Annotated in this window: 30 protein-coding genes; 16 read left to right on the forward strand and 14 right to left on the reverse strand. The window is 64.9% G+C overall.

Going from position 1 to position 26,012, the window contains the following annotated elements:
• The first annotated feature begins 25 nt into the window (after positions 1-25).
• Positions 26-1,732: a dihydroxy-acid dehydratase gene (ilvD, locus tag QYL93_RS20900; protein WP_305745463.1), complete on the forward strand. Its 1,707-nt coding sequence runs from the start codon at positions 26-28 to the stop codon at positions 1,730-1,732.
• 146 nt (positions 1,733-1,878) lie between these two features.
• On the opposite strand, the gene QYL93_RS20905 is transcribed toward ilvD, so the two are convergent.
• Positions 1,879-4,518, reverse strand: coding sequence for a diguanylate cyclase domain-containing protein (locus QYL93_RS20905; RefSeq protein ID WP_305745464.1), 2,640 nt, complete (start codon positions 4,516-4,518; stop codon positions 1,879-1,881).
• 203 nt (positions 4,519-4,721) lie between these two features.
• Between QYL93_RS20905 and azu the strand changes: the two genes are divergently transcribed.
• From azu to QYL93_RS20920, 3 genes are all read left to right on the forward strand, one after another.
• On the forward strand, positions 4,722-5,180 hold the full coding sequence (gene azu / locus QYL93_RS20910) for an azurin (RefSeq protein WP_305745465.1): 459 nt from the start codon (positions 4,722-4,724) through the stop codon (positions 5,178-5,180).
• A 124-nt stretch (positions 5,181-5,304) separates the two neighbouring features.
• Positions 5,305-5,583 (forward strand): hypothetical protein, encoded by a 279-nt coding sequence (locus QYL93_RS20915; protein WP_305745466.1) that lies wholly within the window; start codon positions 5,305-5,307, stop codon positions 5,581-5,583.
• 42 nt (positions 5,584-5,625) lie between these two features.
• Positions 5,626-7,035: a 3-deoxy-D-arabino-heptulosonate 7-phosphate synthase gene (locus QYL93_RS20920; protein WP_305745467.1), complete on the forward strand. Its 1,410-nt coding sequence runs from the start codon at positions 5,626-5,628 to the stop codon at positions 7,033-7,035.
• A 37-nt stretch (positions 7,036-7,072) separates the two neighbouring features.
• On the opposite strand, the gene QYL93_RS20925 is transcribed toward QYL93_RS20920, so the two are convergent.
• The 7 genes from QYL93_RS20925 to QYL93_RS20955 all read right to left on the reverse strand — a co-directional run bounded on the left by QYL93_RS20925 (position 7,073) and on the right by QYL93_RS20955 (position 14,425).
• Entirely contained in the window at positions 7,073-8,110 is a 1,038-nt protein-coding gene (locus QYL93_RS20925; protein WP_305745468.1) for an amino acid ABC transporter substrate-binding protein, read from the reverse strand.
• 257 nt (positions 8,111-8,367) lie between these two features.
• Positions 8,368-8,886 carry a GNAT family N-acetyltransferase gene (locus tag QYL93_RS20930; protein ID WP_305745469.1) on the reverse strand — a complete coding sequence of 173 codons (519 nt, stop codon included), beginning with the start codon at positions 8,884-8,886 and terminating at the stop codon, positions 8,368-8,370.
• Between the two features lie 4 nt (positions 8,887-8,890).
• Positions 8,891-10,225 carry a phosphoglucosamine mutase gene (gene glmM / locus QYL93_RS20935; protein ID WP_305745470.1) on the reverse strand — a complete coding sequence of 445 codons (1,335 nt, stop codon included), beginning with the start codon at positions 10,223-10,225 and terminating at the stop codon, positions 8,891-8,893.
• An 80-nt stretch (positions 10,226-10,305) separates the two neighbouring features.
• Entirely contained in the window at positions 10,306-11,145 is an 840-nt protein-coding gene (gene folP / locus QYL93_RS20940; protein WP_305745471.1) for a dihydropteroate synthase, read from the reverse strand.
• A gap of 192 nt (positions 11,146-11,337) precedes the next feature.
• Entirely contained in the window at positions 11,338-13,266 is a 1,929-nt protein-coding gene (ftsH, locus tag QYL93_RS20945) for an ATP-dependent zinc metalloprotease FtsH (protein WP_305745472.1), read from the reverse strand.
• Positions 13,267-13,470: 204 nt separating this feature from the next.
• Positions 13,471-14,133 carry an RlmE family RNA methyltransferase gene (locus QYL93_RS20950; protein WP_057206470.1) on the reverse strand — a complete coding sequence of 221 codons (663 nt, stop codon included), beginning with the start codon at positions 14,131-14,133 and terminating at the stop codon, positions 13,471-13,473.
• Positions 14,084-14,425, reverse strand: coding sequence for a YdaS family helix-turn-helix protein (locus tag QYL93_RS20955; protein ID WP_305745473.1), 342 nt, complete (start codon positions 14,423-14,425; stop codon positions 14,084-14,086). The genes QYL93_RS20950 and QYL93_RS20955 overlap by 50 nt, the downstream gene beginning before the upstream one ends.
• Positions 14,426-14,553: 128 nt before the next feature.
• Here QYL93_RS20955 and QYL93_RS20960 point away from each other — a divergent pair, with 128 nt between their 5' ends.
• The 4 genes from QYL93_RS20960 to QYL93_RS20975 are packed head-to-tail and all read left to right on the forward strand — an operon-like array spanning position 14,554 to position 15,755.
• Positions 14,554-14,886 (forward strand): hypothetical protein, encoded by a 333-nt coding sequence (locus QYL93_RS20960; RefSeq protein ID WP_305745474.1) that lies wholly within the window; start codon positions 14,554-14,556, stop codon positions 14,884-14,886.
• Between the two features lie 8 nt (positions 14,887-14,894).
• The gene (locus QYL93_RS20965; RefSeq protein WP_305745475.1) at positions 14,895-15,095 is read left to right on the forward strand and encodes a hypothetical protein; all 201 of its coding nucleotides are present in this window, start codon (positions 14,895-14,897) and stop codon (positions 15,093-15,095) included.
• 24 nt (positions 15,096-15,119) lie between these two features.
• Positions 15,120-15,533: a hypothetical protein gene (locus QYL93_RS20970; protein WP_305745476.1), complete on the forward strand. Its 414-nt coding sequence runs from the start codon at positions 15,120-15,122 to the stop codon at positions 15,531-15,533.
• Between the two features lie 3 nt (positions 15,534-15,536).
• Complete coding sequence (locus QYL93_RS20975; protein ID WP_305745477.1) at positions 15,537-15,755, forward strand: major capsid protein; 219 nt, start codon at positions 15,537-15,539, stop codon at positions 15,753-15,755.
• 498 nt (positions 15,756-16,253) lie between these two features.
• On the opposite strand, the gene QYL93_RS20980 is transcribed toward QYL93_RS20975, so the two are convergent.
• Positions 16,254-16,577 (reverse strand): hypothetical protein, encoded by a 324-nt coding sequence (locus tag QYL93_RS20980; protein ID WP_305745478.1) that lies wholly within the window; start codon positions 16,575-16,577, stop codon positions 16,254-16,256.
• Between the two features lie 321 nt (positions 16,578-16,898).
• Between QYL93_RS20980 and QYL93_RS20985 the strand changes: the two genes are divergently transcribed.
• From QYL93_RS20985 to QYL93_RS21015, 7 genes are all read left to right on the forward strand, one after another.
• Positions 16,899-17,528: a hypothetical protein gene (locus tag QYL93_RS20985; protein WP_305745479.1), complete on the forward strand. Its 630-nt coding sequence runs from the start codon at positions 16,899-16,901 to the stop codon at positions 17,526-17,528.
• A gap of 2 nt (positions 17,529-17,530) precedes the next feature.
• A complete protein-coding gene (locus QYL93_RS20990) occupies positions 17,531-17,827 on the forward strand; it encodes a DUF2523 domain-containing protein (RefSeq protein ID WP_305745480.1) in 297 nt (98 codons plus the stop codon).
• Positions 17,828-17,829: 2 nt separating this feature from the next.
• The gene (locus tag QYL93_RS20995; RefSeq protein ID WP_305745481.1) at positions 17,830-19,008 is read left to right on the forward strand and encodes a zonular occludens toxin domain-containing protein; all 1,179 of its coding nucleotides are present in this window, start codon (positions 17,830-17,832) and stop codon (positions 19,006-19,008) included.
• Positions 19,009-19,360: 352 nt separating this feature from the next.
• Positions 19,361-20,323 carry a hypothetical protein gene (locus QYL93_RS21000; protein WP_305745482.1) on the forward strand — a complete coding sequence of 321 codons (963 nt, stop codon included), beginning with the start codon at positions 19,361-19,363 and terminating at the stop codon, positions 20,321-20,323.
• Between the two features lie 323 nt (positions 20,324-20,646).
• Positions 20,647-21,249 (forward strand): recombinase family protein, encoded by a 603-nt coding sequence (locus QYL93_RS21005; RefSeq protein ID WP_305745483.1) that lies wholly within the window; start codon positions 20,647-20,649, stop codon positions 21,247-21,249.
• Positions 21,250-21,307: 58 nt separating this feature from the next.
• Complete coding sequence (locus tag QYL93_RS21010; protein ID WP_057206472.1) at positions 21,308-21,790, forward strand: YhbY family RNA-binding protein; 483 nt, start codon at positions 21,308-21,310, stop codon at positions 21,788-21,790.
• A 5-nt stretch (positions 21,791-21,795) separates the two neighbouring features.
• Entirely contained in the window at positions 21,796-22,560 is a 765-nt protein-coding gene (locus QYL93_RS21015) for a hypothetical protein (protein ID WP_057206473.1), read from the forward strand.
• 6 nt (positions 22,561-22,566) lie between these two features.
• On the opposite strand, the gene QYL93_RS21020 is transcribed toward QYL93_RS21015, so the two are convergent.
• The 4 genes from QYL93_RS21020 to QYL93_RS21035 all read right to left on the reverse strand — a co-directional run bounded on the left by QYL93_RS21020 (position 22,567) and on the right by QYL93_RS21035 (position 24,905).
• Complete coding sequence (locus QYL93_RS21020) at positions 22,567-23,025, reverse strand: DUF4149 domain-containing protein (RefSeq protein ID WP_305745484.1); 459 nt, start codon at positions 23,023-23,025, stop codon at positions 22,567-22,569.
• 24 nt (positions 23,026-23,049) lie between these two features.
• Entirely contained in the window at positions 23,050-23,526 is a 477-nt protein-coding gene (gene greA / locus QYL93_RS21025) for a transcription elongation factor GreA (protein WP_057206476.1), read from the reverse strand.
• 133 nt (positions 23,527-23,659) lie between these two features.
• Complete coding sequence (locus QYL93_RS21030; RefSeq protein WP_305745485.1) at positions 23,660-24,388, reverse strand: alpha/beta fold hydrolase; 729 nt, start codon at positions 24,386-24,388, stop codon at positions 23,660-23,662.
• A 274-nt stretch (positions 24,389-24,662) separates the two neighbouring features.
• Complete coding sequence (locus QYL93_RS21035) at positions 24,663-24,905, reverse strand: TIGR04438 family Trp-rich protein (protein WP_305745486.1); 243 nt, start codon at positions 24,903-24,905, stop codon at positions 24,663-24,665.
• Between the two features lie 119 nt (positions 24,906-25,024).
• Here QYL93_RS21035 and QYL93_RS21040 point away from each other — a divergent pair, with 119 nt between their 5' ends.
• Positions 25,025-25,330, forward strand: coding sequence for a c-type cytochrome (locus QYL93_RS21040; RefSeq protein WP_305745487.1), 306 nt, complete (start codon positions 25,025-25,027; stop codon positions 25,328-25,330).
• Between the two features lie 115 nt (positions 25,331-25,445).
• Here the strand turns inward: QYL93_RS21040 and QYL93_RS21045 are convergent, their stop codons facing one another.
• The gene (locus QYL93_RS21045) at positions 25,446-25,916 is read right to left on the reverse strand and encodes a LapA family protein (protein WP_305745488.1); all 471 of its coding nucleotides are present in this window, start codon (positions 25,914-25,916) and stop codon (positions 25,446-25,448) included.
• Positions 25,917-26,012 lie beyond the last annotated feature (96 nt).

The following is a 26,012-nucleotide window of genomic DNA, read 5'->3' on the forward strand; positions in this document are numbered from 1 at the left end:
CGACTCCCCCACCAGGAAACACGCCATGGCAGACAGCAAGACCATCCCGATCCAGCCCATCAACCACCGCAGCGCCAACATCACGCAAGGCAAGTCGCGTGCGCCCAACCGCTCCATGTACTACGCCATGGGCTACGAGGAAGGCGACTTCGTCAAGCCCATGGTCGGCGTGGCCAACGGCCACAGCACCATCACCCCCTGCAATAGCGGCCTGCAGAAGCTGGCCGACGCGGCCATCGCCGGCATCGAGGAAGCGGGCGGCAACGCCCAGGTGTTCGGCACGCCCACCATCTCGGACGGCATGGCCATGGGCACCGAAGGCATGAAGTACAGCCTGGTCAGCCGCGAGGTGATCAGCGACTGCATCGAGACCTGCGTGGGCGGCCAGTGGATGGACGGCGTGCTGGTGGTCGGCGGCTGCGACAAGAACATGCCCGGCGGCCTGATGGGCATGCTGCGCGCCAACGTGCCCGCCATCTACGTGTACGGCGGCACCATCCTGCCGGGCCGCTACCAGGACAAGGACCTGAACATCGTGAGCGTATTCGAGGCCGTGGGCGAGAACGCCGCCGGCAAGCTGAGCGACTTCGACCTCAAAGAGATCGAAAAGCGCGCCATCCCCGGCACCGGCTCGTGCGGCGGCATGTACACCGCCAACACCATGTCCAGCGCCTTCGAGGCCCTGGGCATCAGCCTGCCCTACTCGTCCACCATGGCCAACCCGCACGACGAGAAGATGAACTCGGCCAAGGAATCGGCCAAGGTGCTGATCGAGGCCATCAAGATGGACCTCAAGCCCCGCGACATCGTGACCAAGAAGGCCATCGAGAACGCCGTGGCCGTGATCATGGCCACCGGCGGCTCCACCAACGCCGTGCTGCACTTCCTGGCCATCGCCCACACCGCAGGCGTGGAGTGGAGCATCGACGACTTCGAGCGCATCCGCAAGCAGACCCCCGTGCTGTGCGACCTGAAGCCCAGCGGCAAGTACCTGGCCGTGGACCTGCACCGCGCAGGCGGCATTCCGCAAGTGATGAAGGTGCTGCTCAACGCCGGCCTGCTGCACGGTGACTGCATCACCATCAGCGGCAAAACCATTGCCGAAGTGCTCAAGGACGTGCCCGATGTACCCCGAGCCGACCAGGACGTGATCCGCGGCATCGACAAGCCCATGTACGCCCAGGGCCACCTGGCCATCTTGAAGGGCAACCTCAGCCCCGAAGGCGCCGTGGCCAAGATCACCGGCCTGAAGAACCCCGTCATCACCGGCCCGGCCCGCGTTTTCGACGACGAGCAGTCCGCCCTAGAAGCCATCCTGGCCGGCAAGATCGTTGCCGGCGACGTGATGGTGCTGCGCTACCTGGGCCCCAAGGGCGGCCCCGGCATGCCCGAAATGCTGGCCCCCACCGGCGCGCTCATCGGCGCTGGCCTGGGCGAAAGCGTGGGCCTCATCACCGACGGCCGCTTCTCCGGCGGCACCTGGGGCATGGTGGTCGGCCACGTGGCGCCTGAAGCGGCGGCAGGCGGCACCATTGCCTTCGTCAACGAAGGCGACAGCATCACCATCGACGCGCGCCAACTGCTGCTGGAGCTGAACGTGCCAGAAGAAGAAATCGCCAAGCGCCGCGCCGCCTGGACGGCGCCAGCACCGCGCTACACCCGCGGCGTGCAGGCCAAGTTCGCGTTCAATGCCTCTAGCGCGAGCAAGGGCGCGGTGCTGGACGCGTATTGAGGAAAGGCAACGGGATGGTGCAGGGCTTGAGGGGCGGGTAGCCCCCCAGCCTCGCCCATCCCCACAATATGAACGCCTGCAGCTTTGCTGTAGGCGTTTTGCTTTTTACGGCCCCTGATTCGGGCCGATTGGAATGCAGCCCTGTATCAGATGGTGCTCTTGGCTGCCTGCGGTCCCTGCGCCAGCTGCACGCGGTGCTTGCCTGAACGCTTGGCCTCCAGCATGGCGGCGTCGGCCTCGGCCAGCAGCTCCTGCGCGTCCAGCCGGCCCCGTGACAGCGCGACGCCGATGCTCATGCCCACCTGCACGGGTGCCTGCGAGGCCAGCAGTTGCACGGGCTGGCAGGCGGCCTGCATCAGGCGATCGAGCACGGCCCCCCATTCGTCACCGGCCACGGGCGTGAGGACCAGCACGAACTCATCGCCGCCGATGCGCGCCGCCGTGTCCGATGCGCGGATGCTCCCACGCACGCGCCCGGCCAGCTCGACCAGGAGCTGGTCGCCTGCGTCGTGCCCCAACTGGTCGTTCACGGCCTTGAAGCCGTCCAGGTCGGCAAAGCAGACAGCCACCCCATGGCCGGCCCGCTGTGCCGCAGCCAGGGCCTGGCGCAAGCGGTCCAACAACAGCAGGCGGTTGGGCAACTGCGTGAGCGCGTCGTGGAAGGCCACGTGGGTGATCTGCTCATGCGCCCGCTTGGCCGCAGAGATGTCCACCGCCATCCAGAAGGTCTCGCGGTCCGACAGGCGCACGCCACTCAGGTCCACCCAGATGGCGTCGCCGTTCTTGTGCTGCAGGCGCACATCGGTGCGAAAGTTCTGGCCCTGGTCCAGCCGCAGCGCCGCGGCATTCTCCACGTTGCGGTGGTCCTGGCCATGGGCATACAGGTCCTGCACCTGGGCACCGTCGAGCTCGCCGGGCGCATGGCCCAGCATGCGTTCCATCGCGGCATTCTTCCAGGTGATGGTGCGGTCGCGCAGCTTGACCATGCCCACGAGGTCGCTGTTGAGCATGGCCGACTGGTCGTGCAGCAGGGCCTGCACCTGCTGCAGCGCCTGGTGCTGCGCCGTCACGTCGATCGCCACGGTGCGGCTCATCAGGAAGTTGCCCTGGGCATCGCGCACGGCCGTGGCGTTGATGCGCACGAAGCGGCTTTCAGCGCCCGGTGGTGCCAGCTCGACCTCGATCTCCGGGGCCTGCTCCTGCAGGGTCAGCACGATGAAGTGGTCATGGAATCGCTGGCGGCTTGCGCCCTGCAGCAGGTCGCCGAAGCGGGAGTGGGGCTCCACGGGGGTGCCCCCAAGCCACTGCTGCAGGGTGGCGTTGATGTGCACGACACAGCCATCGGCATCGAGCGAGAAATACCCGCAGGGCGCGTGGTCGTACAGGTCGCGGATGCGCGCGGAGGACTCTTCCAGGCTTTGCAGCAGGCGCTGCCTGTCGGTGATGTCGCGGGCGGAGCCGAAGATCAGCAACTGCCCGTCGATGTCCACCGCATGCCAGTGCAGGTCGACGTCGATGACCTGGCCGTCCGCCCGCCGGTGCTGCACCTCCACACGCTGGCGGTCACCGTCACACACCCTGGTCAGCCAGGCGCGGATGGCCGCCTCGTTCTGCTTGGCGTCCCAGCTGGAGACATGCCGGCCCTGCAGCGCCTCCCGGGAAGATCGGTGCATCTGCGCGAACGAATCGCTCATCTCGACCAGGTGACCTTGGCGGTCGATAATGTGGATGCCGTCACCGGCCACGCGCAGCAGGGTCTGCGTGCGCCGGCTTTGCGCCTCCAGGGCGCGCAGGGTGCCCAGCTCGCGCAGCCACAGCCGGTAGACCACGACGGCGGCGGCGCAGCTCAGCAGCCACATCAGGCCGGCCATGAGCGTGAGCATGCGCGCCTCCTGGGCCAGGGGCTGAAAGAAATGCTGGTTGTTGAGCCCCGCCAGGACAATGAACGGCCAGCCCTGCACCTCCCGGTAGGCCACCGTCCGTTCCACCCCATCGGTCGCAGAGACCGCCGTGTAGACACCGGAAGAAGGCTTGCTCGCCAGCGCCGCCCGCAGCTCATCGGAGACCTGGGCCGAGCCGATCTCGACGCGTACTTCGTTCCCGGGCGACATCCAGGCCACGAAACGCAGATCCCGCATCCTGAGCGTGATGGCGTCGCGCTCACCCAGCTCATAGCCGTGGAACAGCTGTGCAAAGTGGTCCACCCGGATGGTTGCGTACAGAACGCCCGCGAACCGGCCTTGCACAGCCAGGCGGCGCGCGATGACGATCACCCAGTTGCCTGAAACCTGGGAGACCACGGGGCGGGAAACGATGGGATCGCCCGAAACGGCCAGCCTGGCCTGCTTGAAGAACTCTCGGTCCGATATGGACGGTACCGTCGCTCCTCCCACCTGATTGCCCCAGCGCACCGCTCCCGCCTCGTCTGCCAGGCGAAAGCCTTCGGCACCCGGGAGCAGGCTGCGCCGCTCATTGAGCAGCCGATGGATGTCTTCGTCCGTCGCCCGGGCGCCAAACCCGCTGCGCTGGAGGTCGTCCAGCGTCATCCTCAGCACTGCATCGATGAGCCCGAGTTCGGACCCCACGTTGGCCCCGGTGATGGCTACCAGGCTTTCCGCCGTGGCCCGAGCACGGTCTTCGTGGTTTTGCCGCGACGCCGACAGCACCCACAGGACCAGGCCGCACAGCAGCGCGGCGAGCAGGGCATTGGCTCCGGTGAGCAACATGCCCAGCCTGCGGCCAGGGTGCTCGGCGCGCAGGGGCAGCGGTGCGGATTTCTCGGCCATTGGCAATGCTAGCCGAAGCCTTGGCGCAGGGCCACCGGGCCCGCCCCTGGCCCGGATGGATGCGTGGTGCCGTTGCGCCAGTGTTCTCTGATGCAGGTCAACAGCGCTGTCGGCCATCGGTGGTCCACTCACAGACAGCCCGACCCCTGCCCTCCAGGGGCTCCCGGGAACTCAAGCGCTTCTTACCGACGGAGAAATGACAGATGACGATCAAGATGAAAAACGCCGCAGCCATGCTGCTGACCACACTGCTCGCCGGCCCGGCGCTGGCCGCGACCTGCGACGTGGAGATCGAAGCCAACGATGCCATGCAGTTCAACAAGTCCAGCATCGCCGTTCCCGCCAGCTGCAAGCAGTTCACCGTGAAGCTCAAGCACGTGGGCAAGCTGCCCAAGGCTGCCATGGGCCACAACTGGGTGCTGAGCAAGGCCGCCGACATGCAGGGCGTGGCTGCCGATGGCATGGCAGCCGGCGTGGACAAGGCCTATGTCAAGGCCGGTGATGCCCGCGTGATCGCGCACACCAAGGTCATCGGCGGCGGCGAAGCCGATGCGGTGGCCTTTGACGTGGCCAAACTCAAGGCGGGCGAGGCCTACGTCTGGTTCTGCTCCTTCCCCGGGCATTCGAGCCTGATGAAGGGCACGCTGGCGCTGGCCAAGTGACGCTGACACGGCAGGGGGCGCGGCCCTCGGGTGCAGCCGAGCAACCGCTCAGGTAGAAGGTTCGGCTTTCTGGCACGATCGGCGGGTACCACCCGCACGCAACCCAGAAAAGGCCCGGATCCGCATGAGCATCGTCGTTTATTGGCAAGAAGCGCCCGGAGTGGCCGCCATGCAGGCGTTTGGCGCCCACGAGCTGGCGCCGGCCCTGCAGTTCTGCGAGGCCCGGCGCAAGGCGGGCAAACGCCATGTGAGCCTGTCGACGGAGCTGACCGAGAGCGTGGGCCGGCCTGGCGTGAACACGGTAGAGGCCCGGCTGCTGCCCGACGGCACGCCGTATGATTGGACCAAGACCCACCGGGGTGCCGGCCCGGACACGCCGGTGGGCAGTAACGGCGGCGCCTGAAGCGCTGGTGCACCGGTCCCTGAACGCATTGCCGGCCCTTCCGTGCCCCTGCTGCCCCACCCTCCCTTGCTCGAACAGGTGCTGCGCACGGTCATGCGCCGCTACAGGCTGCCCGCAGCGCCGGCAGCCTGCGCGCAACGGCTGGAGACCAGCCCCGCCACCGCGCTGGCCATGGCCATCGACCAGGCGCGCAGCGCTGCGCAGCATGCACACCCGCCCGATGCGGCCGCCCGGCGCCTGTTCACCGGCTCGCTGGCGCGCCTGATCGGGGATGCCATGCGTGCGGACAGCGGCGATGCCGCCTACCAGGCCATGGTGCTCGCGCACCACGCGCCCCCAGTGCACGAGGCCATGGCACTGCAAGCCCATGCCGAGAAGGACGAGCGCGAGCTGCGCAGCATCGTCAACGCCGTCGCGCACCCCGCCAAACTCCCGCACTGCACAGCGGGCCCCCAACGTGAAGCGCTGGCGCAGCTGCATGCAGCCCACGCCTCGGCGCAGTGGGATGCGCTTGCAGCCACCGCCCAGCGGTTGCTCGCCATGCCGGAGCTGGCTGGCGAGACGCGATTGCAGCGCGACCTGGCACGGCTGCTGGGCGGTGCAGCGCTCACGCGCATGCAGCGCACCACGCTGCTCGCCGCCGACCCGCAGGTGCAGCAATACCAGGCCCTGCGCGACCAGCATGGCCCCCGCTCGGGCAGCCCCGCCGCCGTCGCGAAAGGCCAGGCCGCGCAGCACCGTGGCGCAGCAGTGGAGGCGTTGGCCGCACAGGCGCTCGAAGCACTGGCGCAGCGGCTCAATGCAGCCGAAGGTGCGGCAGGGGATGCGGCCGGGGGAACGGCAGGTGCATGGCGCGTGGTGACGTCGATGCGGGTGCCGTCCACGCTACCAGGCAGCGCAGAGCGCGCCAAGAGCGAATGGGATGCGGTGCTGCTGCGGCAGGCGGCAGCGCCCGCCGGTGTGCCAGAGCCTGCCTGGGATGTGTGCCTGCTGGTCGAAGCCAAGGCCTCCATCGACGCGGCCACCACGGATTTTCCGCGCCTGCTGCGCGGCCTGAGCCTGCTCGCCCAGGCGGACCCGAAGGCTGCCTACACCTTCAGCACGCACCAGGGCCCGGTGCTGCTGCGCGGCGCTGTGCTGAGCGCCCTGGGCACGGGCGACGCCGAGCTGCCCGGCAGCGTGCTCTACTGCTGCGATGCACCGGCCGAGGCGGCGCCGCACCTGCTGAGCGCCGCCAGCCGCATGCAACTGCTGTCCGCCCCCGAGAGCCTCAACTTTGCCAGTGCAGGGGCCCGAGGCCAGCCTGCGGATGCGCGGGATCTCGAACCGGTCTGGCAGCGGCTGCTGGAGTCGCCCCAGTGGGAGTCCGTGCTCCACCAGTACCCGGCGATGCGCCGTGTGCGGGAGTTGGTGGTGCATGTGGCGGACCTGTGCGCCGCCATCCACCCCTGAAGGGCAACCAGGGTGCGCCGAAGACCTGCAGCCTTGCTCAGCGGATCGGGAAGGCGTACATCAGCCCGTTCTTGTTCCACTGGTTGTTCAGGCCGCGCTGCAGGCCCAGGGCCGACTTGGGGCCTACGTTGCGCTCGAAGATCTCACCGTAGTTGCCCGTGGTCTTGACGGCGCGGGCCAGCCAGTCACGGTCCAGCCCCAGCAGCTTGCCGGTGTCTTCGGTGGTGCCCAGCAGGCGCTGCACCACGGGGTCGGTGCTGCCGGTCTTGAGGCGGTCGACCGAGGACTGGGCCACGCCATATTCCTCGGCCTCGATCAGCCCATAGACCACCCACTTGACGATGGCAAACCACTCATCGTCGCCACGGCGCACCATGGGGCCCAGGGGCTCCTTGGAAATCAGCTCGGGCAGCACCACATGCTCCGACGGGTCCTTGGCCTCCTTGTTGCGCACCGATGCGAGGCCGGAGGCGTCCGTGGTGTAGCCCACGCAGCGCCCCGCGAAGTAGGCGGCGGTGGCGGCCTCGACCTTTTCGAACACGGCAGGCTTGATGGCCAGGTTGTTGGCCTTCGAATAATCGACGAGGTTCTTCTCGGTGGTGGTGCCCGATTGCACGCACACCGTCTGGCCCTTGAGCTGCTTCAAGCCCTTGATGCCGCTTTTCTTGAGCACCATCACGCCCTGGCCGTCGTAGTAGGTGACGGCCGTCTGGTGCAGGCCCATGGACGCATCGCGCGTCAAAGAAAAAGTGGTGTTGCGCGAGAGCACGTCGATCTCGCCAGACTGCAGCGCCGTGAAGCGCTGCTGGGTGTTGAGCGGCACGAACTTGACCTTCTCGCCATCGCCCAGCACCGCCGCCGCCACTGCGCGGCAGATGTCCACATCCAGGCCCGACCACTTGCCCCCCGCATCGGCCACCGAAAAGCCGGCCAGCGCCGTGTTGACGCCGCAGACCACCAGGCCCCGGGCCTTGATGCCGTCCAGCGTCTTGCCCGCCTGCGCGGACAAGGGTGCGGCACATGTGGCGACGAGGAACAGGCTGGTGACTGCGGTGCGCAGGGGGGAATGGGTCATGAAAGGCGTGCTCCTTGAAAAGGCGGTCGCGGTGCACTCTGCGCACCGCCCGCCGTTACCTTGTGGGTGCGAGATTCTGGAAGATACGCGCCGTGCACCCGCATCGGGGTTTACGAGGATGGAGGCAACAGGCTACACGCATTGCGCCGCCGCATTTGAAAGCAGAACAGCTGCTTACAAAGATCGGGCCGCATCGACCCATCAGGCAGATAGGCAGATAGGCAGATAGGCAGATAGGCAGATAGGCAGATAGGCGATCAGGCCAGCTTCTTCTGCAGAAACTGCGCCTGCCCCATCGCCGGGTCCAGCGCATACGGCGCGAAACCCTCGCGCAGGTACAGCACCATGGCACTGGTGTTGCCCGAGAGCACTTCGAGCGTGAGCTTGCAGGCACCGCGCTCGCGCGCGATAGTCTCGACCAGCGCCAGCATGCGCTGCGCAATGCGCTGGCCGCGCCAGTCGGGCGCCACCACCACGTCGTGCACATTGACCAGGGGCTGGCAAGCAAAGGTGGAAAAGCCCTCGAAGCAGTTGACCAGGCCCACGGGCACGGGCGCCGCGCCCTCTTGCTGGGCCCAGGCCAGCACGCTGAAGGCCTGTGGGCGCTGCCGCAGTGCGGCGGGCAGGCCCTGCAGCACCTGCTCGGCCAGCGGCTGGGCACCACCGGCAGCGTCACGGGCATAGCCGTCGAGCAGTTGCACCAGCGCCTGGGCGTCGCCGGGATCGGCGTAGTCCACAAGGCGCACGGTGATCACGGCGGGCTGTTCGGTAGCCATGGTGTCAGCCTGCACGGGCGGCATCGGCCAGGCGCTGGGCGCAGTGGCTGGCCTGCCGGGCCTCGCGCGCCTCGACCATCACGCGCAGCAGGGGCTCGGTGCCGCTGGCGCGTATCAGCACGCGGCCCGTGGTGCCCAGCTCCTGCTTAACGGCCTCGGTCTCACGGGCCAACAGCTGATTCGACTTCCAGTCCTGCCCGGGCGCCAGGCGCACGTTGAGCAGCACCTGGGGGTACAGGGTGACATCGCTGAGCAGCTCGGGCAGCTTCCTGCCGCTGCGCACGCAGGCCTGCAGCACCTGCAGGGCGCTGACCAGGCCATCGCCCGTGGTGTGGCGGTCCAGCGCCAGCAGGTGGCCCGAGCCCTCGCCGCCCAGCGTCCAGCCGTGGCGGGCCAGCTCTTCGAGCACATAGCGGTCGCCCACCTTGGCGCGCACGAATTGCACGCCGCGCTGCTGCAGCGCCACCTCCACGGCCATGTTGGTCATGAGGGTGCCGACCACACCGGGCACCTCTTCGCCGCGGCCCAGGCGGTCGGCCGCCATGAGGTACAGCAGCTCGTCGCCGTTGTACAGGCGGCCCGTGGCATCCACCATCTGCAGGCGGTCGGCATCGCCGTCGAGCGCGATGCCGTAGTCGGCGCGGTTGGCGCGCACCGAGCGCACCAGCGCTTCGGGGTGCGTGGCCCCCACCTCGTGGTTGATGTTCAGGCCATCGGGCGCGCAGCCGATGGACAACACCTCGGCGCCCAGTTCGTGGAACACCTTGGGCGCCACCTGGTAGGCCGCGCCATGGGCGCCATCCACCACGATCTTCAGGCCCTTCAGGGTCAGGTCCTGCGGGAAGGTGCTCTTGCAGAACTCGATGTAGCGGCCCGCCGCGTCGTCGAGACGGCGCGCCTTGCCCAGGCTGGCCGAATCGGCCCACACCGGGGCTTCGGACAGGGCCGCTTCCACGGCCAGCTCCCAGGCGTCGGGCAGTTTGGTGCCCTGGGCGCTGAAGAATTTGATGCCGTTGTCGGGAAACGCATTGTGGCTGGCGCTGATCACCACGCCCAGGCTGGCGCGCTGCGCGCGCGTGAGGTAGGCCACGCCCGGCGTGGGCAGCGGGCCGAGCAGCACCACGTCCACCCCGGCCGAGTTGAAGCCCGACTCCAGCGCGCTTTCGAGCATGTAGCCCGAGATGCGCGTGTCCTTGCCGATGAGCACGGTGGGGCGTTCTTCGGTGCGGCGCAGCACGCGCCCCACGGCATGGGCCAGGCGCAGCACGAAGTCAGGGGTGATGGGGGCCTGGCCCACGGTACCGCGGATGCCGTCGGTGCCGAAATACTGGCGTGTCATGTGTGAGATCTCCTCGGGTTCTGTCGCTTTTTGGTTTTGCTTCGCACTTGCTCGTACCGGCCTCGTACCTGCCACAGCCCTCACGGCTGTCGCTGCTGCTCCATGGCCTGCCACACGGCCAGGGCGGTCACCGTCTCGGCCACGTCGTGCACGCGCACGATGCGCGCACCGTTCACCACCGCCAGCAGCGCCGCCGCCACGCTGGGCAGCATGCGCTCGCCGGCCACGGCCAGCCCGGTCACAGCCCCCAGGGACGACTTGCGCGACCAGCCGGCCAATACCGCGTAGCCGGTGGCCGCCAGCTCCTGCTGACGCGCCAGCAGCGCAAAGTTCTGCTCCACCGTCTTGCCAAAGCCTATGCCGGGGTCGAGTGCAATGCGCCCGGGGGCCACGCCCAGGGCCTGCAGACCGTCGGCCGCCTGCGCCAGGAACGACAGCACCTGGGCCACCACGTCGCCCGCCATGGGCGCCACCTGCATGGTCTGCGGATCGCGGTGCATGTGCATCAGGCAAACCCCGCACAGCGGGTGGCCGGCCACCACGGCCGCCGCCCCAGGCTGGCGCAGCGCCCACACATCGTTGACGATGTCGGCCCCCAGGTCGAGCACGGCTTGCATCACCTCGGGCTTGTAGGTGTCCACCGAAACCGGTACGCCCAGCGACACGGCCCCCTGCACCACCGGTAGCACGCGGGCCAGCTCTTCGGCCAGCGGCACGGCGGGGCTGCCGGGGCGCGTGGATTCACCGCCGATGTCGAGGATGTGCGCACCCTCGTGCACCAGTTGCTCGCAATGGCGCAGCGCAGCGGCCGTGCTGGCGTGCTGCCCGCCGTCCGAGAACGAATCGGGCGTGACATTGACGATGCCCATGACCTGCGGCCGGGCGAGGTCAATGGCGAAGCGGGAGGTCTGCCAGAGCATGGAATGGGAGGTAGTCCACCGGGGACTGAACGGCGCCGCCAGGGACGCACAGGCAGGGGGACGGAAGGGAAGTGGATGCGGGAGAAAGAAGAAGAAAGGGGTGCTGCCGGGCCCGGCCACGAAAAACGGGGCACTGGGCCCCGTTGCTGCGGTCGAACCGCTGGTCCGCCTGTCGTGCCTGGACTCTGTCTATCAGGCGGCCGATGGTGCTGCTGGCGCAGCCTCGGTGGCCACGGCAGGCGTGCCGCCGCCGGGGGTGTCGCCACCCGACGAAGGCGTGCGCGGCGTCCAGTCCTTGGGAGGGCGTGGAGGCTTTCCGGCCATGATGTCGTCGAGCTGCTCCGTGTCGATGGTTTCCCATTCGAGCAGGGCCTTGGCCATGGCGTGCATCTTGTCGCTGTTCTCTTCGATCAGGCGGCGGGCCAGGTCGTATTGCTCGTCGATGATGCGGCGCACCTCGCCATCGACCTTTTCCATGGTCTGCTCGCTCATGTTCGTGGTCTTGGTGACCGAACGGCCCAGGAACACTTCGCCCTCGTTCTCGGCATAGACCATCGGGCCCAACGCTGCGGTCATGCCGTAGCGGGTCACCATGTCACGTGCGATGTGCGTGGCACGCTCGAAGTCGTTGCTGGCGCCGGTGGTCATCTGGTTCATGAACACTTCTTCGGCAATGCGGCCACCGAACAGCATGCTGATCTGGTTGAGCATGTATTCACGGTCGTAGCTGTAGCGGTCCTGCGCGGGCAGGCTCATCGTCACGCCCAGGGCACGGCCACGGGGGATGATGGTGACCTTGTGCACCGGGTCGCACTTGGGCAGCAGCTTGCCGATCAGTGCGTGGCCGGACTCGTGGTAGGCCGTGTTGCGGCGCTCTTCCTCGGGCATGACCATGCTCTTGCGCTCGGGGCCCATGAGGATCTTGTCCTTGGCCTTCTCGAAGTCCTGCATCTCCACGGTGCGGGCGTTGCGGCGCGCAGCCATCAGGGCGGCTTCATTGCACAGATTGGCCAGGTCGGCACCGCTCATGCCGGGCGTGCCCCGGGCGATGATGTTCGGGGCTACGTCCTGGCCGATCGGGATCTTGCGCATGTGCACGTTCAGGATCTGTTCGCGGCCGCGGATGTCGGGCAGCGTCACGTACACCTGGCGGTCGAAACGGCCGGGGCGCAGCAGGGCGGCGTCCAGGATGTCGGGGCGGTTGGTGGCAGCCACCACGATCACGCCCAGGTTGGTTTCGAAGCCGTCCATCTCGACCAGCATCTGGTTCAGGGTCTGCTCGCGCTCGTCGTTGCCACCACCGAGGCCGGCACCGCGCTGGCGGCCCACGGCGTCGATTTCATCGATGAAGATGATGCAGGGGGCGTTCTTCTTGGCGTTGTCGAACATGTCGCGCACACGGGCCGCGCCCACGCCGACGAACATTTCCACGAAGTCGGAGCCCGAGATGCTGAAGAACGGCACCTTGGCTTCGCCCGCGATGGACTTGGCCAAGAGGGTCTTGCCGGTACCGGGCGGGCCGACAAGCAGCAGGCCGCGCGGAATGCGCCCGCCGAGCTTCTGGAATTTCTGCGGGTCTTTGAGGAAGTCCACGACTTCCTTGACTTCTTCCTTGGCCTCGTCGCAACCGGCCACGTCCGCGAACGTGACCTGGTTGTTGTTCTCGTCGAGCATGCGTGCCTTGCTCTTGCCGAAACTGAAGGCACCGCCCTTGCCGCCGCCCTGCATCTGGCGCATGAAGTAGACCCATACGCCGATCAGCAGCAGCATGGGGCCCCAGCTGACCAGCAAGGTCATGAGCAGGGAGCCTTCTTCACGGGGCTTGACGTCGAACTTGACGTTGTGGGTGATCAGGTCGCCCACCAGGCCACGGTCCAGCACCGATGCGTTCGTGCGGATTTTGCGGTCGTCGTTGGTCGTGGCAACGATCTCGCCGCCGCTCAGCCCCTCGGGGATGGTGGCGCTCTTGATACGGTTGTTACGAACTTCTTCGAGGAATTCGGAGTACCCGATATGTCCTGCGCTGGCGCCGCCACGGGTGTCAAACTGCTTGAACACCGTGAACAGCACCATGGCAATGACCAGCCATACGGCAATTTTTGAAAACCACTGATTGTTCAAGCGGGGCTCCAGTTGCAAGGGAGAAAGGGCGACGGTCACAAAGCCGTCACGGCCTATATGTGGCCCATTTTAGGTCTTTCAAGCGCAGACACCATGGCTATTCCCCCTAGCGGCCATGGGCACCGCTCGGGATTTGCGGGGGTTTGTCACATATCGGCGGGGGTTTTGCCTCTCAGGCAGCCCCCTTTTGGAGATTTCGGCGCATCACGCCGATTTCTTGAGGCCCATGCCGACCAGGAAGGTTTCTGACGATTTATCGCGCGATGCCTTGGGTTTGACGGGTTTCACCACCTTGAAGGTCTGCTTGAACAGCGTGACCAGGTCGCTGTAGCCGCTGCCGTGAAAAAGCTTGACCACCAGCGCCCCATCGGGCTTGAGGTGGGTGGTGGCGAATTCCACCGCCAGCTCGACCAGATGGGAAATGCGGGCGGCGTCGGCCGATTCAATGCCCGAGAGGTTGGGAGCCATGTCCGAGACCACCACGTCCACCACCCGGCCGTCCAGCGCCGCCTCCAGTTGCGCCAGCACCGCCTCTTCGCGAAAATCCCCGTTCAGGAAGGTCACGCCCTCGACGGGCTCCATGGGCAGGATGTCCAGGGCGATGATGGTGCCGTTGAGTTGCCCCGTGGCCGCGCCACCCGGCGACAGGCGCCGGCGCACGTACTGGCTCCAGGCGCCGGGCGTGGAGCCCAGGTCCACCACGGTATTGCCGGGCTTGATGAGGTGCAGCTGCTCATCGATCTCCTTGAGCTTGTAGGCTGCACGGGCCCGAAAACCCTCTTTCTGGGCCAACTTGACGTAGGTGTCGTTGACGTGGTCATTGAGCCACGCCTTGTTGACCTTCTTGCTTTGGGTTTTGACTTTCATTGCGTTCTATTCCTGTTTCAGGGAAGGCGTTAAGGATGGCATTTAGCGTTTCTTTCGCCTTCGCTTGCCATTCGTCATTTTCGTCTAGCTGATCTGCTAGGCCTTCTAGTACCGCCATCGTTGGGTCTAACCCCGCAATCTGCGCTAGCTTGATGCGCTTGTCGATGGTGCACACACGAGTCCCCGCTTTCCAGTTCGATACGTGAGGTCGGCTTTCGCCCAGTAGCTCGGCAAGCTTTGTCTGGCTCCCTGCGATCGCGGCGGCCTTCTCAATGGTGTCGATTAGTGGCATATGTAGCTTTCTATTGGTACATGTACCAAATGTTTGGTACTATTCGTCACGTATCAATTTTTTGGTACGTGATGGTAACAGTACCCCGGTGCTGTTGTTGTTCCACACAGCCAATAGAGGCACACGCAATGTCATTCACAAGCACTATCCAGCTCCTCAAAGTCTCTGAAGAGACCTCCAAGAAACTCAACCCCGACACCGGCAAGCCCTACATCTCTCACGTTGCGCGCTGCGCCCTGATCAACGATGACGGTGAGCTCGAAACCGTAGGCCGCTTGCGCGTGCCTCGTGACCTGGTCGAACAGGCGAAGGTCGGGATTTATCGCGCTGGCTTCGCATTGCGCGTGCCTGACTACGGCGCTGATAAGGGTGAGGTCGTGGCGGTCCTCACCAGCTTGACTCCAGTACCGCCCCAGCGCCAAGCCGCTACGCCCGCCCCAGCTCCCAAGGCTTCCGCCTGAGGCTCTTCATGCCTGCCAATCTCGATCTAAACGACAAGCTCGTGAAGCGCGGCCTTCCCGTTTCCTGGCATGGCTGGCGTGGCACCGTGCAGCGCGTTCGCACGGGCCGTTGCTTGATCAAATTCAACGTCGATCAGGCTGACGCAACAGTCAAGGTTGCGCCCACCTGGGTTGACTGTTCCTCAGTGCAGGTGGTGTCTCGTGGCTGACTGGCTCTTGGCAATTGGGCTCGCTTGCTTCTTCTGGCTGGCATTCCTTGCTGGTATTTCGCCATTGCTCAAGGTCATCAAGTGGGCATTCCCGCCCAAGCGGGACTACTGACCATGGCCCTTTGCCTCTTCATTGAAGCGTCTGCATCTGGCCCGCCTTCTGCGGCTTCTGCGACCGGCAAAACGCTCCTGCCCTGGGCAGTCGGTGACGCCACCCTTTCCGGTGGCTCCTACACCTGCCCCAGTGGCTCCCATCTGCTGCTCACGGTGGCAGAAGCCAACCAACAAATTTCCCTCCCTCCGTTGCAAATAACGACGGCGGAAGGGGTCGCAATCAGCAGCGCCATCCTGCTGGTATGGGGTGCGGGCTGGGCCTTTCGAGTGCTCATCCAAACCCTGAAACACACCGATGGAAATTCAACCTCAGAAACGGAGTAACACATGAACCGCATCACCTTCCGCAAGCCTGCTCTGCAAGCCATCGTCGCATCGGCACTCCTGGCCGCTGCAACCGCCTCCCAAGCCGCAGCCGTGGACGTCGCCTCTGTCGTCACAGACATTGCCGCCCAAGCCGCACCCATCGGTCTGATCGGCGCTGCCGTGCTGCTGATCTACGTGGGCGTCAAGGCCTTCCAGTGGGTGCGCAAGGCTCTGTCCTAAGCCACCCGGCATAAGACCCCTGACCGGCCGGCAGGGGGCCTTTGCCAAAGCCCACGCGGTGGGTTTCGTCAAGGGGTAGCACATGGGCTTTTTCGTCATCATCGCAATGCTGGGGGCCGCATGGCTAATCTTCTCCGCGTAGTCCTCGCGGCTATCCTGTGCACCCTCTGCGCTGCGTCCTTCGCACTGCCCAAGGCGCCCCAGTATGAGATTTGGGTTGGCTCGACAGTAAAGCTTGGCCCGTTCGGTTCTTTGTCTGCTGCGTGCAGTGCTTGGGTCGCAGAGCGCAACTCTCAACAGACCGTGGATACCTATGCAGTGACAGGCACGCAGGCACCCCGTACATGCGTGATGTCTCTCACCACCCGCAGGCCACCCGGCGCACCTGATACGTGGACTCCGCAGACTATGACCGGTCTGCAGATTCCTGCCTATGAGGTTGGTACTTCATGTCCCGCCAACAGCACCGACGACGGCACCGGCAACTGTGTTTGCGCCTCAACCCATGAAGAAAAAGATGGCCAGTGTCGCCCCAAAAATCCATGCCCCTCCGGTCAGCATGAAGAGGGCGGCGCATGCGTCCCTGACAGCTGCAAGCCCGATGAAGTGCGCGTCAATGGCGTGTGTGTCCCTGAGCCACCCTGCCCCCCTGGCGAAAAGCGTGTCAATGGCGTTTGCAAGAAAAATGGATGCGACGTTGGCAAGGTGATGGGCACTTACGACGCCCCAGATGGCCGCGCTGCTTTCTACTGCGAAAAGGATGGCGGGCAGTTCTGCACTGTCAAGGCCATCGGCAGCGTTTGTGCTTCGTATGACGGTCACACGTCATGTGCTGGCACTGGGCGCCTCACAGGTTCCACATGCACGCCGGGTGCAAATAGCTCTGGCGAAGGCGGTCCAAGAAGGGATGGCAACAGCGGCGATAGCACTAAGCCGAATGGCGGCAGCGGTGGCAACGGCGGCGGGAGCAATAACGGCACCGGCCCCCCTGGTTCACAAGGCCCTGCAGGTCCTGGGAACGGTGGCGGTGGTGGCACAAACCCCAATCCCACTGCGCCTACAAACCCTGGCTATAACCCGGACCCGACAACGCCCGGCAATCCTCACCCGCCGACAACCTCCGGTCCTGGTGGTAGCAGCGGCATGCCTACGCCCAAGCCTCAGGCGCCCGATGCCGGTGGCAATTGCCCTGCGGGCTACACCAAGCAAGGCAAGGTCTGTATCAAGAATCCGACTGCACCCAATGGCGACGGCCTGTGCCCTCCTGACACAGTGAAGATTGGCAGCGTGTGTGTCTACACCCGCCCGGGTGGCGATGGCAGTGGCGATGGCGATGGCGATGGCGATGGTGACGGTGACGGTGACGGCGATGGCGATGGCAACACGTTTGAGGGTTCTTGCAATGAGGGTTTCATGTGTGAGGGCGATGCCATCCAGTGCGCCATAGCTCGTGAGCAGCACCGTCGCTCCTGCAAGCTTTTCGACGACAAAAGCGCTGAGTCAGATCTCTATGCGGAAGAGACCAAGAAAGACCTAATGCGCGACGTCACCAAAGATTTGCCCGGCAATGAAGAGATCGATATCGCGTCCAAGCTCAACAGCACGGATGCCCTCGGCGGCGGCGGTGCCTGCATACAGGATTTGCACTTGACGGTGTGGCGGCAAGCGGTGGACCTGCCTATCTCGAAGCTCTGCACTGTGCTCGCGCAGTTGGGCTACATCCTCGTCGCGGTCAGCTCTCTTGCGGCTGCTCGCATCATCGTGAAGGGCTGATCATGCCGATATTCATTGCTGCACTCATGGGCGCATTCCTGCGCATGATGGCGTCCTTCGTGGGCCGTGTACTGCTCAACCTCGGTGTTGCCGTCATCACCTACAAGGGCATGGAAACCGGCCTTGAACAGCTCAAGCAACAGGCCCTTTCTGCCTTCGGCGGATTGCCTCCTGACCTCATGGCCTTGCTCACCTACATGAAGGTCGGTGTGGCTATCTCGATCATCACCAGCGCATTGCTGGCCCGCGTCTTCATCAACGGCATGAACGGCGTTGCAAAGCGGTTCGTGAAGAAGTAACCATGCTGCATCTGATCACTGGCGCCAACGGCGCAGGTAAGACCCTTAACACCCTCAAATGGGTTCGCGAACTGCAGGTCAAGGAAAACCGCCCGGTGTGCCACAACGGGCGCTTTGATGTAGTCGAAGGCGGTGAGCTGTCGAACTGGAAAAAGATCGACATCAAGGATTGGCAGAACGAGCCGGACGGCACGATTTTCCTCGTCGACGAGTGCCACAACGATTTTCCATTGCGCCCGCCAAGCGGCACGCCCCCGGAATACGTGCGCATGCTGGCGGAGCACCGCAAGCGCGGTTTCGATTTCTTCCTGGTCACCCAGCACCCGCAGAACATTGACGCTTTCGTGCGTCGGCTGATCGGCCCGCCTGGATGGCATCGGCACCTAAAGCGCACATTCGGCGTTGATATGGTGAGCGTGCTGGAATGGGCTGCGGTCAACCCCAACTGCGAGAAAGACGGCAGCGGAAAAACCGCCAGCGTCAGCATGGTGCCCTTCCCTAAAGAGGTGTATACGTGGTACCGCAGCGCCAGCCTTCACACCGGCAAAAAGAGAATCCCAAAGGCCGTTTGGTTCCTGTTGGTTGCGGCGATTCTGGTGCCGCTGTTCGGCTATTACGCGTTCTCGCTGACCTATAAAAACGTCACAAAGCACGCAACCGCGGCTGGAGTGCCAGCGCCTGGCGCAACGCAGGTTGCAGCGGCGGCTCCCCCTGCGTCCCTCAAGCCCACGCCGGAGCAATACCTCGCCGATCGCACGCCTCGCATTCCCGATTTTCCGCACACGGCACCGGCCTATGATGAGGTCACAAAGCCCAAGCAAGCGCCTTACCCTGCGGCGTGCATCCACATGGCCGGAACCTGCAAGTGCTACACCCAGCAAGCCACGCTCCTGCAGGTGTCTGGCACGGTCTGTTTGCAGATAGTCAAACAGGGGTTTTTTATGGAATGGGCTGACCCGCCAAGGGAGCATCAGGAGCGCCAGCAGCGGCCCCAGTTGCTCGTACAGGCTAACGGGCCGACTGACCCCCGCCAGCAGCCGCCGCAGCCCCGCCAAGCCCGCACAGTGCCCATGCCTGAGGTACAGCCGCCTGACCCCACGCAGATCACGCAGGCCGACGTGACGGGCGCGCTACGGGCTCGCAATCCGGCCTTTGCCAAGTTCGGCGGGGGTGGCCTGTGATAGTGCTCTACAGCGGCTGCATGGGCGCGGGCATGTCGTACCTGTCTGAGAGACAAACCGGGGGCCCCAAAGTGGCGACTAGCCACGCGCCGCAGGCTTGGGGGCAGGGGTATGGGGCAGCACGCCCCATGTCAACCGTCGTGCACCTCGTACCCCTTGATGAGTCCCCAGCAAGCGCAGCAGCGGACACGCATGCGCAAGCGAAGCGCGCAGGCGGGGCCGCGCGGAGCGCGGCCTAGATTTATCCCATAAACACTTTGGAACACGGGCCACGGGACGGCCCAAAAAGGTGAACCCGGCAGAGCTGGCAGGCCCTCCGGGTTCGTGATGTAAACCACTACGACTGGTCCACATGATCCGCATTTTCGACGAAACGCGCCCAACCGCCAAATTCACCCCTGCTGAGCTGCTCGATATGCACCGGCGTGGCGTCCCGCTTGTTGCGTTTGAGGGAAAGATGGGCGATGGCATCAACCTCAAAGCGCACGATCTTGGCAATGGCCATATCGAGATGTCCGGCGCCGCCCCTACAAAGTGGGTCGAGCTGGAGTGGTCGCCGATGGCCCTGGAGATGTACCTGGAGTGTGTGCTAAAGCACCGTGAAGACAACGCCGACGAGTTGCGGGAAAAGTCCCTCACCATCGCGGCAAACCGTGCTAAATCTAAGGTGCGCAAGCTCTGCAAAGCCATGGGTGCAGATACCATGCTCACGCTCACGTACAGGGCCAATGAGTGTTCTGTGCAGCAGGCCAAAAAAGACCTCAAAGAGTTCGTGCGCCGTTTGCGCCGCGTCATGCCTCAGTTCAAGGCTGTGGCCGTTTACGAAACCCAAAAGCGCGGTGCAGTGCATTGGCACATTGCTACTGCTAACGTGCCTGTCTCGTTCATCCAGCGCAGTGCCAGCGGCCTGCCCTGCAAGGTGAAGAGTTTTGAGGCCATACGGGCCATCTGGCGGTCTGTGACGGGCACCCGGCAGGGCAACATAGACATAGCCCGCCGCAAGGCATCCAGCACACGCAGCCCTGCCCAAATTGCGGCCTATATCGCCAAGTACATCGTGAAGGCATTCCGTGAGGGTGAGGCCTTCTCAAACCGTTACAGCGCCTTCGGTGCACCAGACATGCCCAAGCCGATCAACATGGGCCACTTCCCCGACACCCTCAGTGCATGGACGGCGGCCTATGCTTGCATGCTCGATGTGCACCATGTTGTCTTGGAAAAGCTGTCAAAGTGGAAAGACTGGTTTGTGCTGCATGGTGAGCTGCCCAACAAGCGCAGGAAAGGCGCTGTAGGGCTCCAGACAGTCAGGGGCTAGCCATGGGTACCGTCAGCACAAAACAGGCGTTCGTTACCGGTAACGCCACCTCGCGGCGTGTCGCTGAGCATCGTTCGCAGCATGTGCGCCTCGATGTGTCGATCAATCCCCGGATCGGTCTAACGCTCGATGACTTGGCGGTTCATTTCGACACGTCCCGTGCTGTGGTTGTACGGTCTTTGCTCCGCTTCGCTCTGACAAACAGGGATTGGCGACAACAGGGCTTGCTCTGGCGCGACGAATAGCGCGATATGTATGCAGCAGGTTAACACTGTTCATTCATACAGGTATCTTTACGCCCCGCAACAAACTGAGGGGGAGTAATGGCACTCATTGGATACGCGCGCGTTTCAACAAAGGATCAGGAAACACATTTGCAGTTGGATGCATTGGGGAAGGCCGGCGTCAAGCTGGTCTATCAAGAAAAGGGTAGCTCGGTAGGCGCCCGTCCTGAGTTACAAAAGGCGCTTGCTGCCCTTGGCTCCGGCGATGTGCTTGTTGTCTACAAGATGGATCGCATTGCAAGGTCGCTGAAGGATCTTCTTTCTATCCTGGATCGCATCAAGGCTTCTGGAGCAGCCATTCGATCACTCACTGAGCCGCTAGATACGTCCAGCCCATTGGGCATGTTCATGATTCAGATTCTTGGTGCTGTCGGCCAGTTGGAGCGCTCTATAACTCGTGAGCGCACTGTTGCTGGTCAAGTTGCGGCCGTAAAGCGTGGTGTCGTCTTCGGGCGCCCCAAGCTGCTCTCACCTGAGCAGGAATCTTCGGCCCTGGCGGCAGTCGATGGCGGGCGTTCTATGTCTGCTGTAGCACGCGACTACAAGGTTTCCTTGATCGTCATCCGCCGCCTTATTGCTGAGCGAAAGGGGCAAAAAAATACCGGGCTGTACCCGGTTCTTAAGCAGTATCTGGATGAGTGACATCGCTTCTTCTGTTAACTTTCATTGTGTTTTTCTTTCAGCCTCGATAATACGGCCCATGCCCCAAATTCAATTGACTCCCGCTGAGCGCCGGGAATACCGCGCCGATGCCCATCACCTCAACCCCGTGGTGCTCGTGGGCGGCGATGGCCTCACCCCCGCCGTGCAAAAGGAAATCGACGCCGCCCTGAACGCCCACGGGCTGATCAAGGTGCGCGTTTTCAACGACGACCGCGCCGCCCGCGAGCTGATGTACCAGCAGCTCACGGCCGACCTGAGCGCCGCGCCCATCCAGCACATCGGCAAGCTCCTCGTGCTGTGGCGCCCCCAGCCCGCCAAGGACAAGGAGCGCACCATCGACGAAGACCGCATGCCCGGCCCGCGCGACGTGAAGGTGCTCAAGTACAGCAAGCGCGCCGGCCAGCGCCCCGAGGTCAAGCAGCTGCGCGTGCTGGGCAACCAGCGCCTGACGCCCGGCGGCCAGATCAAGCGGGCCAAGAAGCCCAAGCTCAAGTCCGTCAAGAAACGCCAGGCTGACTGATCCGCATGCAGGCCACGCCCGCTGGCGGCGCTGCGCCCCCCGGGGGCCAGCGCCATGTCATCTGCATGAAATGGGGCACGAAATACGGCCCCGAATACGTCAACCGCCTCTATGCCATGGTGCGCAGGCACCTGGCTGGCGATTTCAACTTCGTCTGCCTTACCGACAGCAATGCCGGCATCCGCAGCGAAGTGCAGTGCCTGCCCATCCCGCCGCTTGACCTGCCTGCCGGCATTCCCGAGCGCGGCTGGACCAAGCTCGTCACCTTCAGCGCCGACCTGCACGGCCTCAAGGGCACGGCGCTGTTTCTCGACGTGGACGTGGTCGTCACCGGCCCGCTCGATGATTTCTTCACCCAGCCGGGCGAGTTCCTCATCATCCACGATTACAAGCGCCCCTGGCGCGTCACGGGCAATTCGTCGGTGTACCGCTTCGAGCTGGGCGCCCACCCGGACGTGCTCGACTATTTTCGCGGCCATTTCGCGCAGATCCGTGAGCAGTTCCGCAACGAGCAGGCCTACCTGTCGGACTTTCTGCACCGCCAGGGCAAGCTCGCCTACTGGCCTGCGGCCTGGTGCCCAAGCTTCAAGTACCACGGCATCCCCGCCTGGCCCAGCAATTACTGGAAGGCGCCCTTCGTGCCGCAGGATGCGCGCATCGTGATCTTCCACGGCGAATGCAACCCACCCGACGCACTGGCCGGCCGGCGCAACCGGCGTTTTCGCTACATCCGCCCCGCCACCTGGGTGGCGGAGCACTGGCACGAATAGGCGGATTCAAAGACCGGGCTGCGCCGGCCCGGCCCCGTCTTCGGCGGGAGCGACCGCAACCTGCACGGTACGCCACAGCACCACCAGCGCGCACACCCACTGCAGCACGTACATGCCGGTGCCTACGGAGTGCCACAGGCGCAGGTCCTGCCGCGCGACGATGCGCGGCGACACGCCGAACTGCACCAGCAGGGCGAGCAGCAAGCCACCGAGCACGAAGCCCAACACGGCCTTGGCCCAGGGCTCCTGGAACTCCTCGTGCCGGCGCCGCGATATGAGCAGCAGCAGCATGCAGCAGGCCACCGTGACCCAGGTCTGTGCCGCGAACAGCTTCGCCGCCATCTGCCCGGCCATCGCGGCCGAGGGCAAGTTGGCGAACAGCAGGGGCACCACCAGGAAACCCACGGTGGTCAGGCTACCCCACCACAGGGCAGCGGCCAGTGCCGGAAGGCGCGCAGCGATCATGAAGCCAAAGAGGGCCTGCTGGCCTCAGACGTAGCTGACGGCCACCACCTCGTAGCGGCGAACGCCGCCCGGTGCCTGCACTTCGGCGGTGTCGCCCTCTTCCTTGCCGATCAGCGCGCGCGCGATGGGGCTGGAGACGTTGATCAGGCCCTGCTTGAGGTCGGCCTCGTCCTCGCCCACGATCTGGTAGGTCACCGTGTCGCCGGACTCTTCGTCTTCGAGCTCCACCGTGGCGCCGAACACCACCTTGCCGCCCGCGTCCACGGCGGTCGGGTCGATGATCTGCGCGGCGGACAGCTTGCCCTCCACCTCCTGGATGCGGCCTTCGATGAAGCCCTGGCGGTCCTTGGCGGCTTCGTACTCGGCGTTTTCGCTCAGGTCACCCTGCGCGCGGGCGTCGGAAATGGCCGTGATCACCCAGGGGCGGTCCACGGTCTTCAAGCGGTGCAACTCTTCGCGCAGCTTCTCCGCGCCGCGCTTGGTGATGGGAATGGTGGTCATGTCCGTCGTCGTTCGGGTTGTCAAAAAAACGACACCGCCGAGCGCAGGCCGGGCGGTGTCATGGACATGATTATGCCGCGTGTTGGGCGAGGGTCCAAGCACCCACCAACACCCGCAGGAAGAGGCCCGATTTTCAGTCCCGCCCGGCCCGCTCGATGCTGGCGGCTGCCAGCGCCGGGTCGGAAAAGCAGATCTCGTGGCTGCCCTGGCACTCCACCAGGCGGAACAGGCCCAGCCGCTCCGACAGGCGTGGGTGCCAGGGCAGGCTGTGGGGCAAGGCCGCGTCCTGCTGGGCGTTCAGGTAGCTCTTGCCGATCTCCAGCGCCGCCAGAGGCACGGGCAGGCGCGCCGGTTCGGTGAAGGTAAGGTAGGGGTGCGGGTTGAGCAGCGCATAGCTGCTGCGCGCCAGGGCCTCGTCGGCATCGTTGATGAAGGCCTCGCGCCAGATCGGGTACGGCAGCATCACCGCATTGCCGTTGGCCGCCGCCACCTGGTCGAACAGCGCGCGGTAGTGGGGCGGCACCAGGTCGTTGAGGCATTCGCCGTCCAGCGGCACGAAGGCGTTCCAGTACACCAGTCGGCGGATGCGCCCGGGCAGCCTCGCCGCCATGTGGCTGATGACCATGCCGCCATAGCTGTGGCCCACCAGGCGCACGTCCGTGAGGTCCTGGCCTTCGATGAAGGCTGCGAGCGAGTCCACCGCATCGGCCAGGCCCGTGGCCGCCCGGTCGTCGCCCGGCCTGTTGCCGGCCAGGGTGGGGCAATGCACCGTGTGGCCGCGTGCGCGCAGGTGGCCGGCCGTGGCCTCCATCTCGGCGCCGGTGTGCCAGGCGCCATGGACCAGGACATAGGATTCCGCCATCGTTGTCTCCTTCGGGGTAGTTGTGCCAGGCCGGGCGACATGCCCTGCCCTGGCGATACCTTACGAAGAAGACAGGGGCCTGGCTGGCCTGGTTGCGCCAGGGCGCTGTGCCGAAAGTGCCAGGCGCCCGGGCCGATGGGCACCCGGGCGGACAAGGCATGAAAAAAGCCCGTACTACTGCGGTACGGGCTTTTTTCATGGGGCCAGGAATGATCGCTCAAGCGGCCAGCGTGCGGCCCTTACCGAGGGCATCGCCCGCGCTCGGTGCAGGCACTCAGCGCGGCTTGCGCGGCGCGATGCCCAGGGCTTCCTTGTTCTTGTTGATGCGGTCCTGCTTGCGCGTCGCCATCTTTTCCATGGCCTTGCGCTTGGTGTAGCCGGTCGCATCGGCCCAGGCCCACCAGACGATGGTGGCGCCGTAGAAGCCCAGGATCCACCACCAATCCATGTTCGCGACGGGGCCGATTTCAAAGTATTTGAGTGCCGTCAGGATAACGGCGATGGCGAGCAGGTACATGGCAATCTCCAATCAGTACGGGTGCGCAGGGGCTTGGCGGCCGACGGGCCCCAGGTCAACCCAAGTCACTACAATTCCGTTAAAAGAACTGTAACCCAACCCACAGGAAAATCCCCACCATGAAGCGCACTCTGATCACATTGGCCCTTACGCTGTCGGTCGCGGGCCCCGCCATGGCCGATCTGGCGCTGGCCACGGCCAAGAGCTGCATGGCCTGCCATGCCATGGACAAGAAGGTGGTGGGCCCCTCCTACAAGGAAGTGGCGGCCAAGTACGCGGGCCAGAAGGACGCCGTAGACAAGCTGGCCGGCAAGATCATGAAGGGTGGCGGAGGCGTGTGGGGCCCCGTGCCCATGCCCGCCAATGCGCAGGTCAACGAAGCCGACGCGAAGAAGCTGGCCGCCTGGGTGCTGACGGTGAAGTAAGCCGCCGGGCGCCAGGGCACCGCGCCCTCCCCTGCCAACAAACGACAACAGCCGCGCCACTGTGCCAGTGGGGCGGCTGTTGTGCTTTGCGGGCCAGGATGCTGGCCAGACCGTGTTACACGAGGTTCATGTCGGCCCCGCGCACGCGCATTTGCTGCTCCAGTTGTCCCACATAGGCGGCGGTGGTGTTGTCGGATTCCTGGGCACGTGCGGCCAGGCGGGTTTCGAGGTGGTCCAGCCGGGCCAGCAAGGCGGTGTGCGTTTGCTGCTGCTGGGTTTCCAGGAAGGCGCGCAACTCGGTGAAGCGCGAGGCTTCGGCCTTGTCGGCCAGCTCACGCTGGGCCTGCAGCTCCTTGGTGTGGCGGCGCGTCTCCAGCAGCACCGAGCCCTGCAGCGACAGCACATAGGCCACGCCGACGATGGCCAGCAAGGCCGTGAGGCCCAGCATGAGCATGCCCAGTGGCGCCTCCAGTGTGGTCACGCCCAGGGACACGGGCACGGGGGCAGACAGCGCTGCCCAGTTGAGGGCCGCCAGCACGGCAATGGCCAGCATGGTCAGCAGCAGCACGATGGATCGTAATTGCATGGGAAAAGCTCCGTTCGTTCGTTGCACGCATCGCACGCCGGCCCTCATGGCCGGCGGCGCGTTGAACGGGTTGTAACCGATGCAGGGCGGCAAACG

This window comes from Acidovorax sp. A1169 (assembly GCF_030704685.1).
In the GTDB taxonomy this organism is placed as follows: Bacteria; Pseudomonadota; Gammaproteobacteria; order Burkholderiales; family Burkholderiaceae_C; genus Acidovorax.

What these genes read in the sequence shown, in the direction of transcription:
- folP (WP_305745471.1), bottom strand. Translation starts at nt 11,145, where the DNA reads ATGCTCTGGCAGACCTCCCGCTTCGCCATTGACCTCGCCCGGCCGCAG.
- QYL93_RS20965 (WP_305745475.1), top strand. Translation starts at nt 14,895, where the DNA reads ATGCCTGCCAATCTCGATCTAAACGACAAGCTCGTGAAGCGCGGCCTT.
- QYL93_RS21015 (WP_057206473.1), top strand. Translation starts at nt 21,796, where the DNA reads ATGCAGGCCACGCCCGCTGGCGGCGCTGCGCCCCCCGGGGGCCAGCGC.
- QYL93_RS20995 (WP_305745481.1), top strand. Translation starts at nt 17,830, where the DNA reads ATGCTGCATCTGATCACTGGCGCCAACGGCGCAGGTAAGACCCTTAAC.
- QYL93_RS21040 (WP_305745487.1), top strand. Translation starts at nt 25,025, where the DNA reads ATGAAGCGCACTCTGATCACATTGGCCCTTACGCTGTCGGTCGCGGGC.
- QYL93_RS21020 (WP_305745484.1), bottom strand. Translation starts at nt 23,025, where the DNA reads ATGATCGCTGCGCGCCTTCCGGCACTGGCCGCTGCCCTGTGGTGGGGT.
- QYL93_RS20955 (WP_305745473.1), bottom strand. Translation starts at nt 14,425, where the DNA reads ATGCCACTAATCGACACCATTGAGAAGGCCGCCGCGATCGCAGGGAGC.
- QYL93_RS20950 (WP_057206470.1), bottom strand. Translation starts at nt 14,133, where the DNA reads ATGAAAGTCAAAACCCAAAGCAAGAAGGTCAACAAGGCGTGGCTCAAT.
- azu (WP_305745465.1), top strand. Translation starts at nt 4,722, where the DNA reads ATGACGATCAAGATGAAAAACGCCGCAGCCATGCTGCTGACCACACTG.
- QYL93_RS20960 (WP_305745474.1), top strand. Translation starts at nt 14,554, where the DNA reads ATGTCATTCACAAGCACTATCCAGCTCCTCAAAGTCTCTGAAGAGACC.
- QYL93_RS21005 (WP_305745483.1), top strand. Translation starts at nt 20,647, where the DNA reads ATGGCACTCATTGGATACGCGCGCGTTTCAACAAAGGATCAGGAAACA.
- greA (WP_057206476.1), bottom strand. Translation starts at nt 23,526, where the DNA reads ATGACCACCATTCCCATCACCAAGCGCGGCGCGGAGAAGCTGCGCGAA.
- QYL93_RS20985 (WP_305745479.1), top strand. Translation starts at nt 16,899, where the DNA reads ATGCCTACGCCCAAGCCTCAGGCGCCCGATGCCGGTGGCAATTGCCCT.
- ilvD (WP_305745463.1), top strand. Translation starts at nt 26, where the DNA reads ATGGCAGACAGCAAGACCATCCCGATCCAGCCCATCAACCACCGCAGC.
- QYL93_RS21035 (WP_305745486.1), bottom strand. Translation starts at nt 24,905, where the DNA reads ATGTACCTGCTCGCCATCGCCGTTATCCTGACGGCACTCAAATACTTT.
- QYL93_RS21000 (WP_305745482.1), top strand. Translation starts at nt 19,361, where the DNA reads ATGATCCGCATTTTCGACGAAACGCGCCCAACCGCCAAATTCACCCCT.
- QYL93_RS21010 (WP_057206472.1), top strand. Translation starts at nt 21,308, where the DNA reads ATGCCCCAAATTCAATTGACTCCCGCTGAGCGCCGGGAATACCGCGCC.
- QYL93_RS20990 (WP_305745480.1), top strand. Translation starts at nt 17,531, where the DNA reads ATGCCGATATTCATTGCTGCACTCATGGGCGCATTCCTGCGCATGATG.
- QYL93_RS20930 (WP_305745469.1), bottom strand. Translation starts at nt 8,886, where the DNA reads ATGGCTACCGAACAGCCCGCCGTGATCACCGTGCGCCTTGTGGACTAC.
- QYL93_RS20925 (WP_305745468.1), bottom strand. Translation starts at nt 8,110, where the DNA reads ATGACCCATTCCCCCCTGCGCACCGCAGTCACCAGCCTGTTCCTCGTC.
- QYL93_RS20915 (WP_305745466.1), top strand. Translation starts at nt 5,305, where the DNA reads ATGAGCATCGTCGTTTATTGGCAAGAAGCGCCCGGAGTGGCCGCCATG.
- glmM (WP_305745470.1), bottom strand. Translation starts at nt 10,225, where the DNA reads ATGACACGCCAGTATTTCGGCACCGACGGCATCCGCGGTACCGTGGGC.
- QYL93_RS20975 (WP_305745477.1), top strand. Translation starts at nt 15,537, where the DNA reads ATGAACCGCATCACCTTCCGCAAGCCTGCTCTGCAAGCCATCGTCGCA.
- QYL93_RS21030 (WP_305745485.1), bottom strand. Translation starts at nt 24,388, where the DNA reads ATGGCGGAATCCTATGTCCTGGTCCATGGCGCCTGGCACACCGGCGCC.
- QYL93_RS21045 (WP_305745488.1), bottom strand. Translation starts at nt 25,916, where the DNA reads ATGCAATTACGATCCATCGTGCTGCTGCTGACCATGCTGGCCATTGCC.
- QYL93_RS20905 (WP_305745464.1), bottom strand. Translation starts at nt 4,518, where the DNA reads ATGGCCGAGAAATCCGCACCGCTGCCCCTGCGCGCCGAGCACCCTGGC.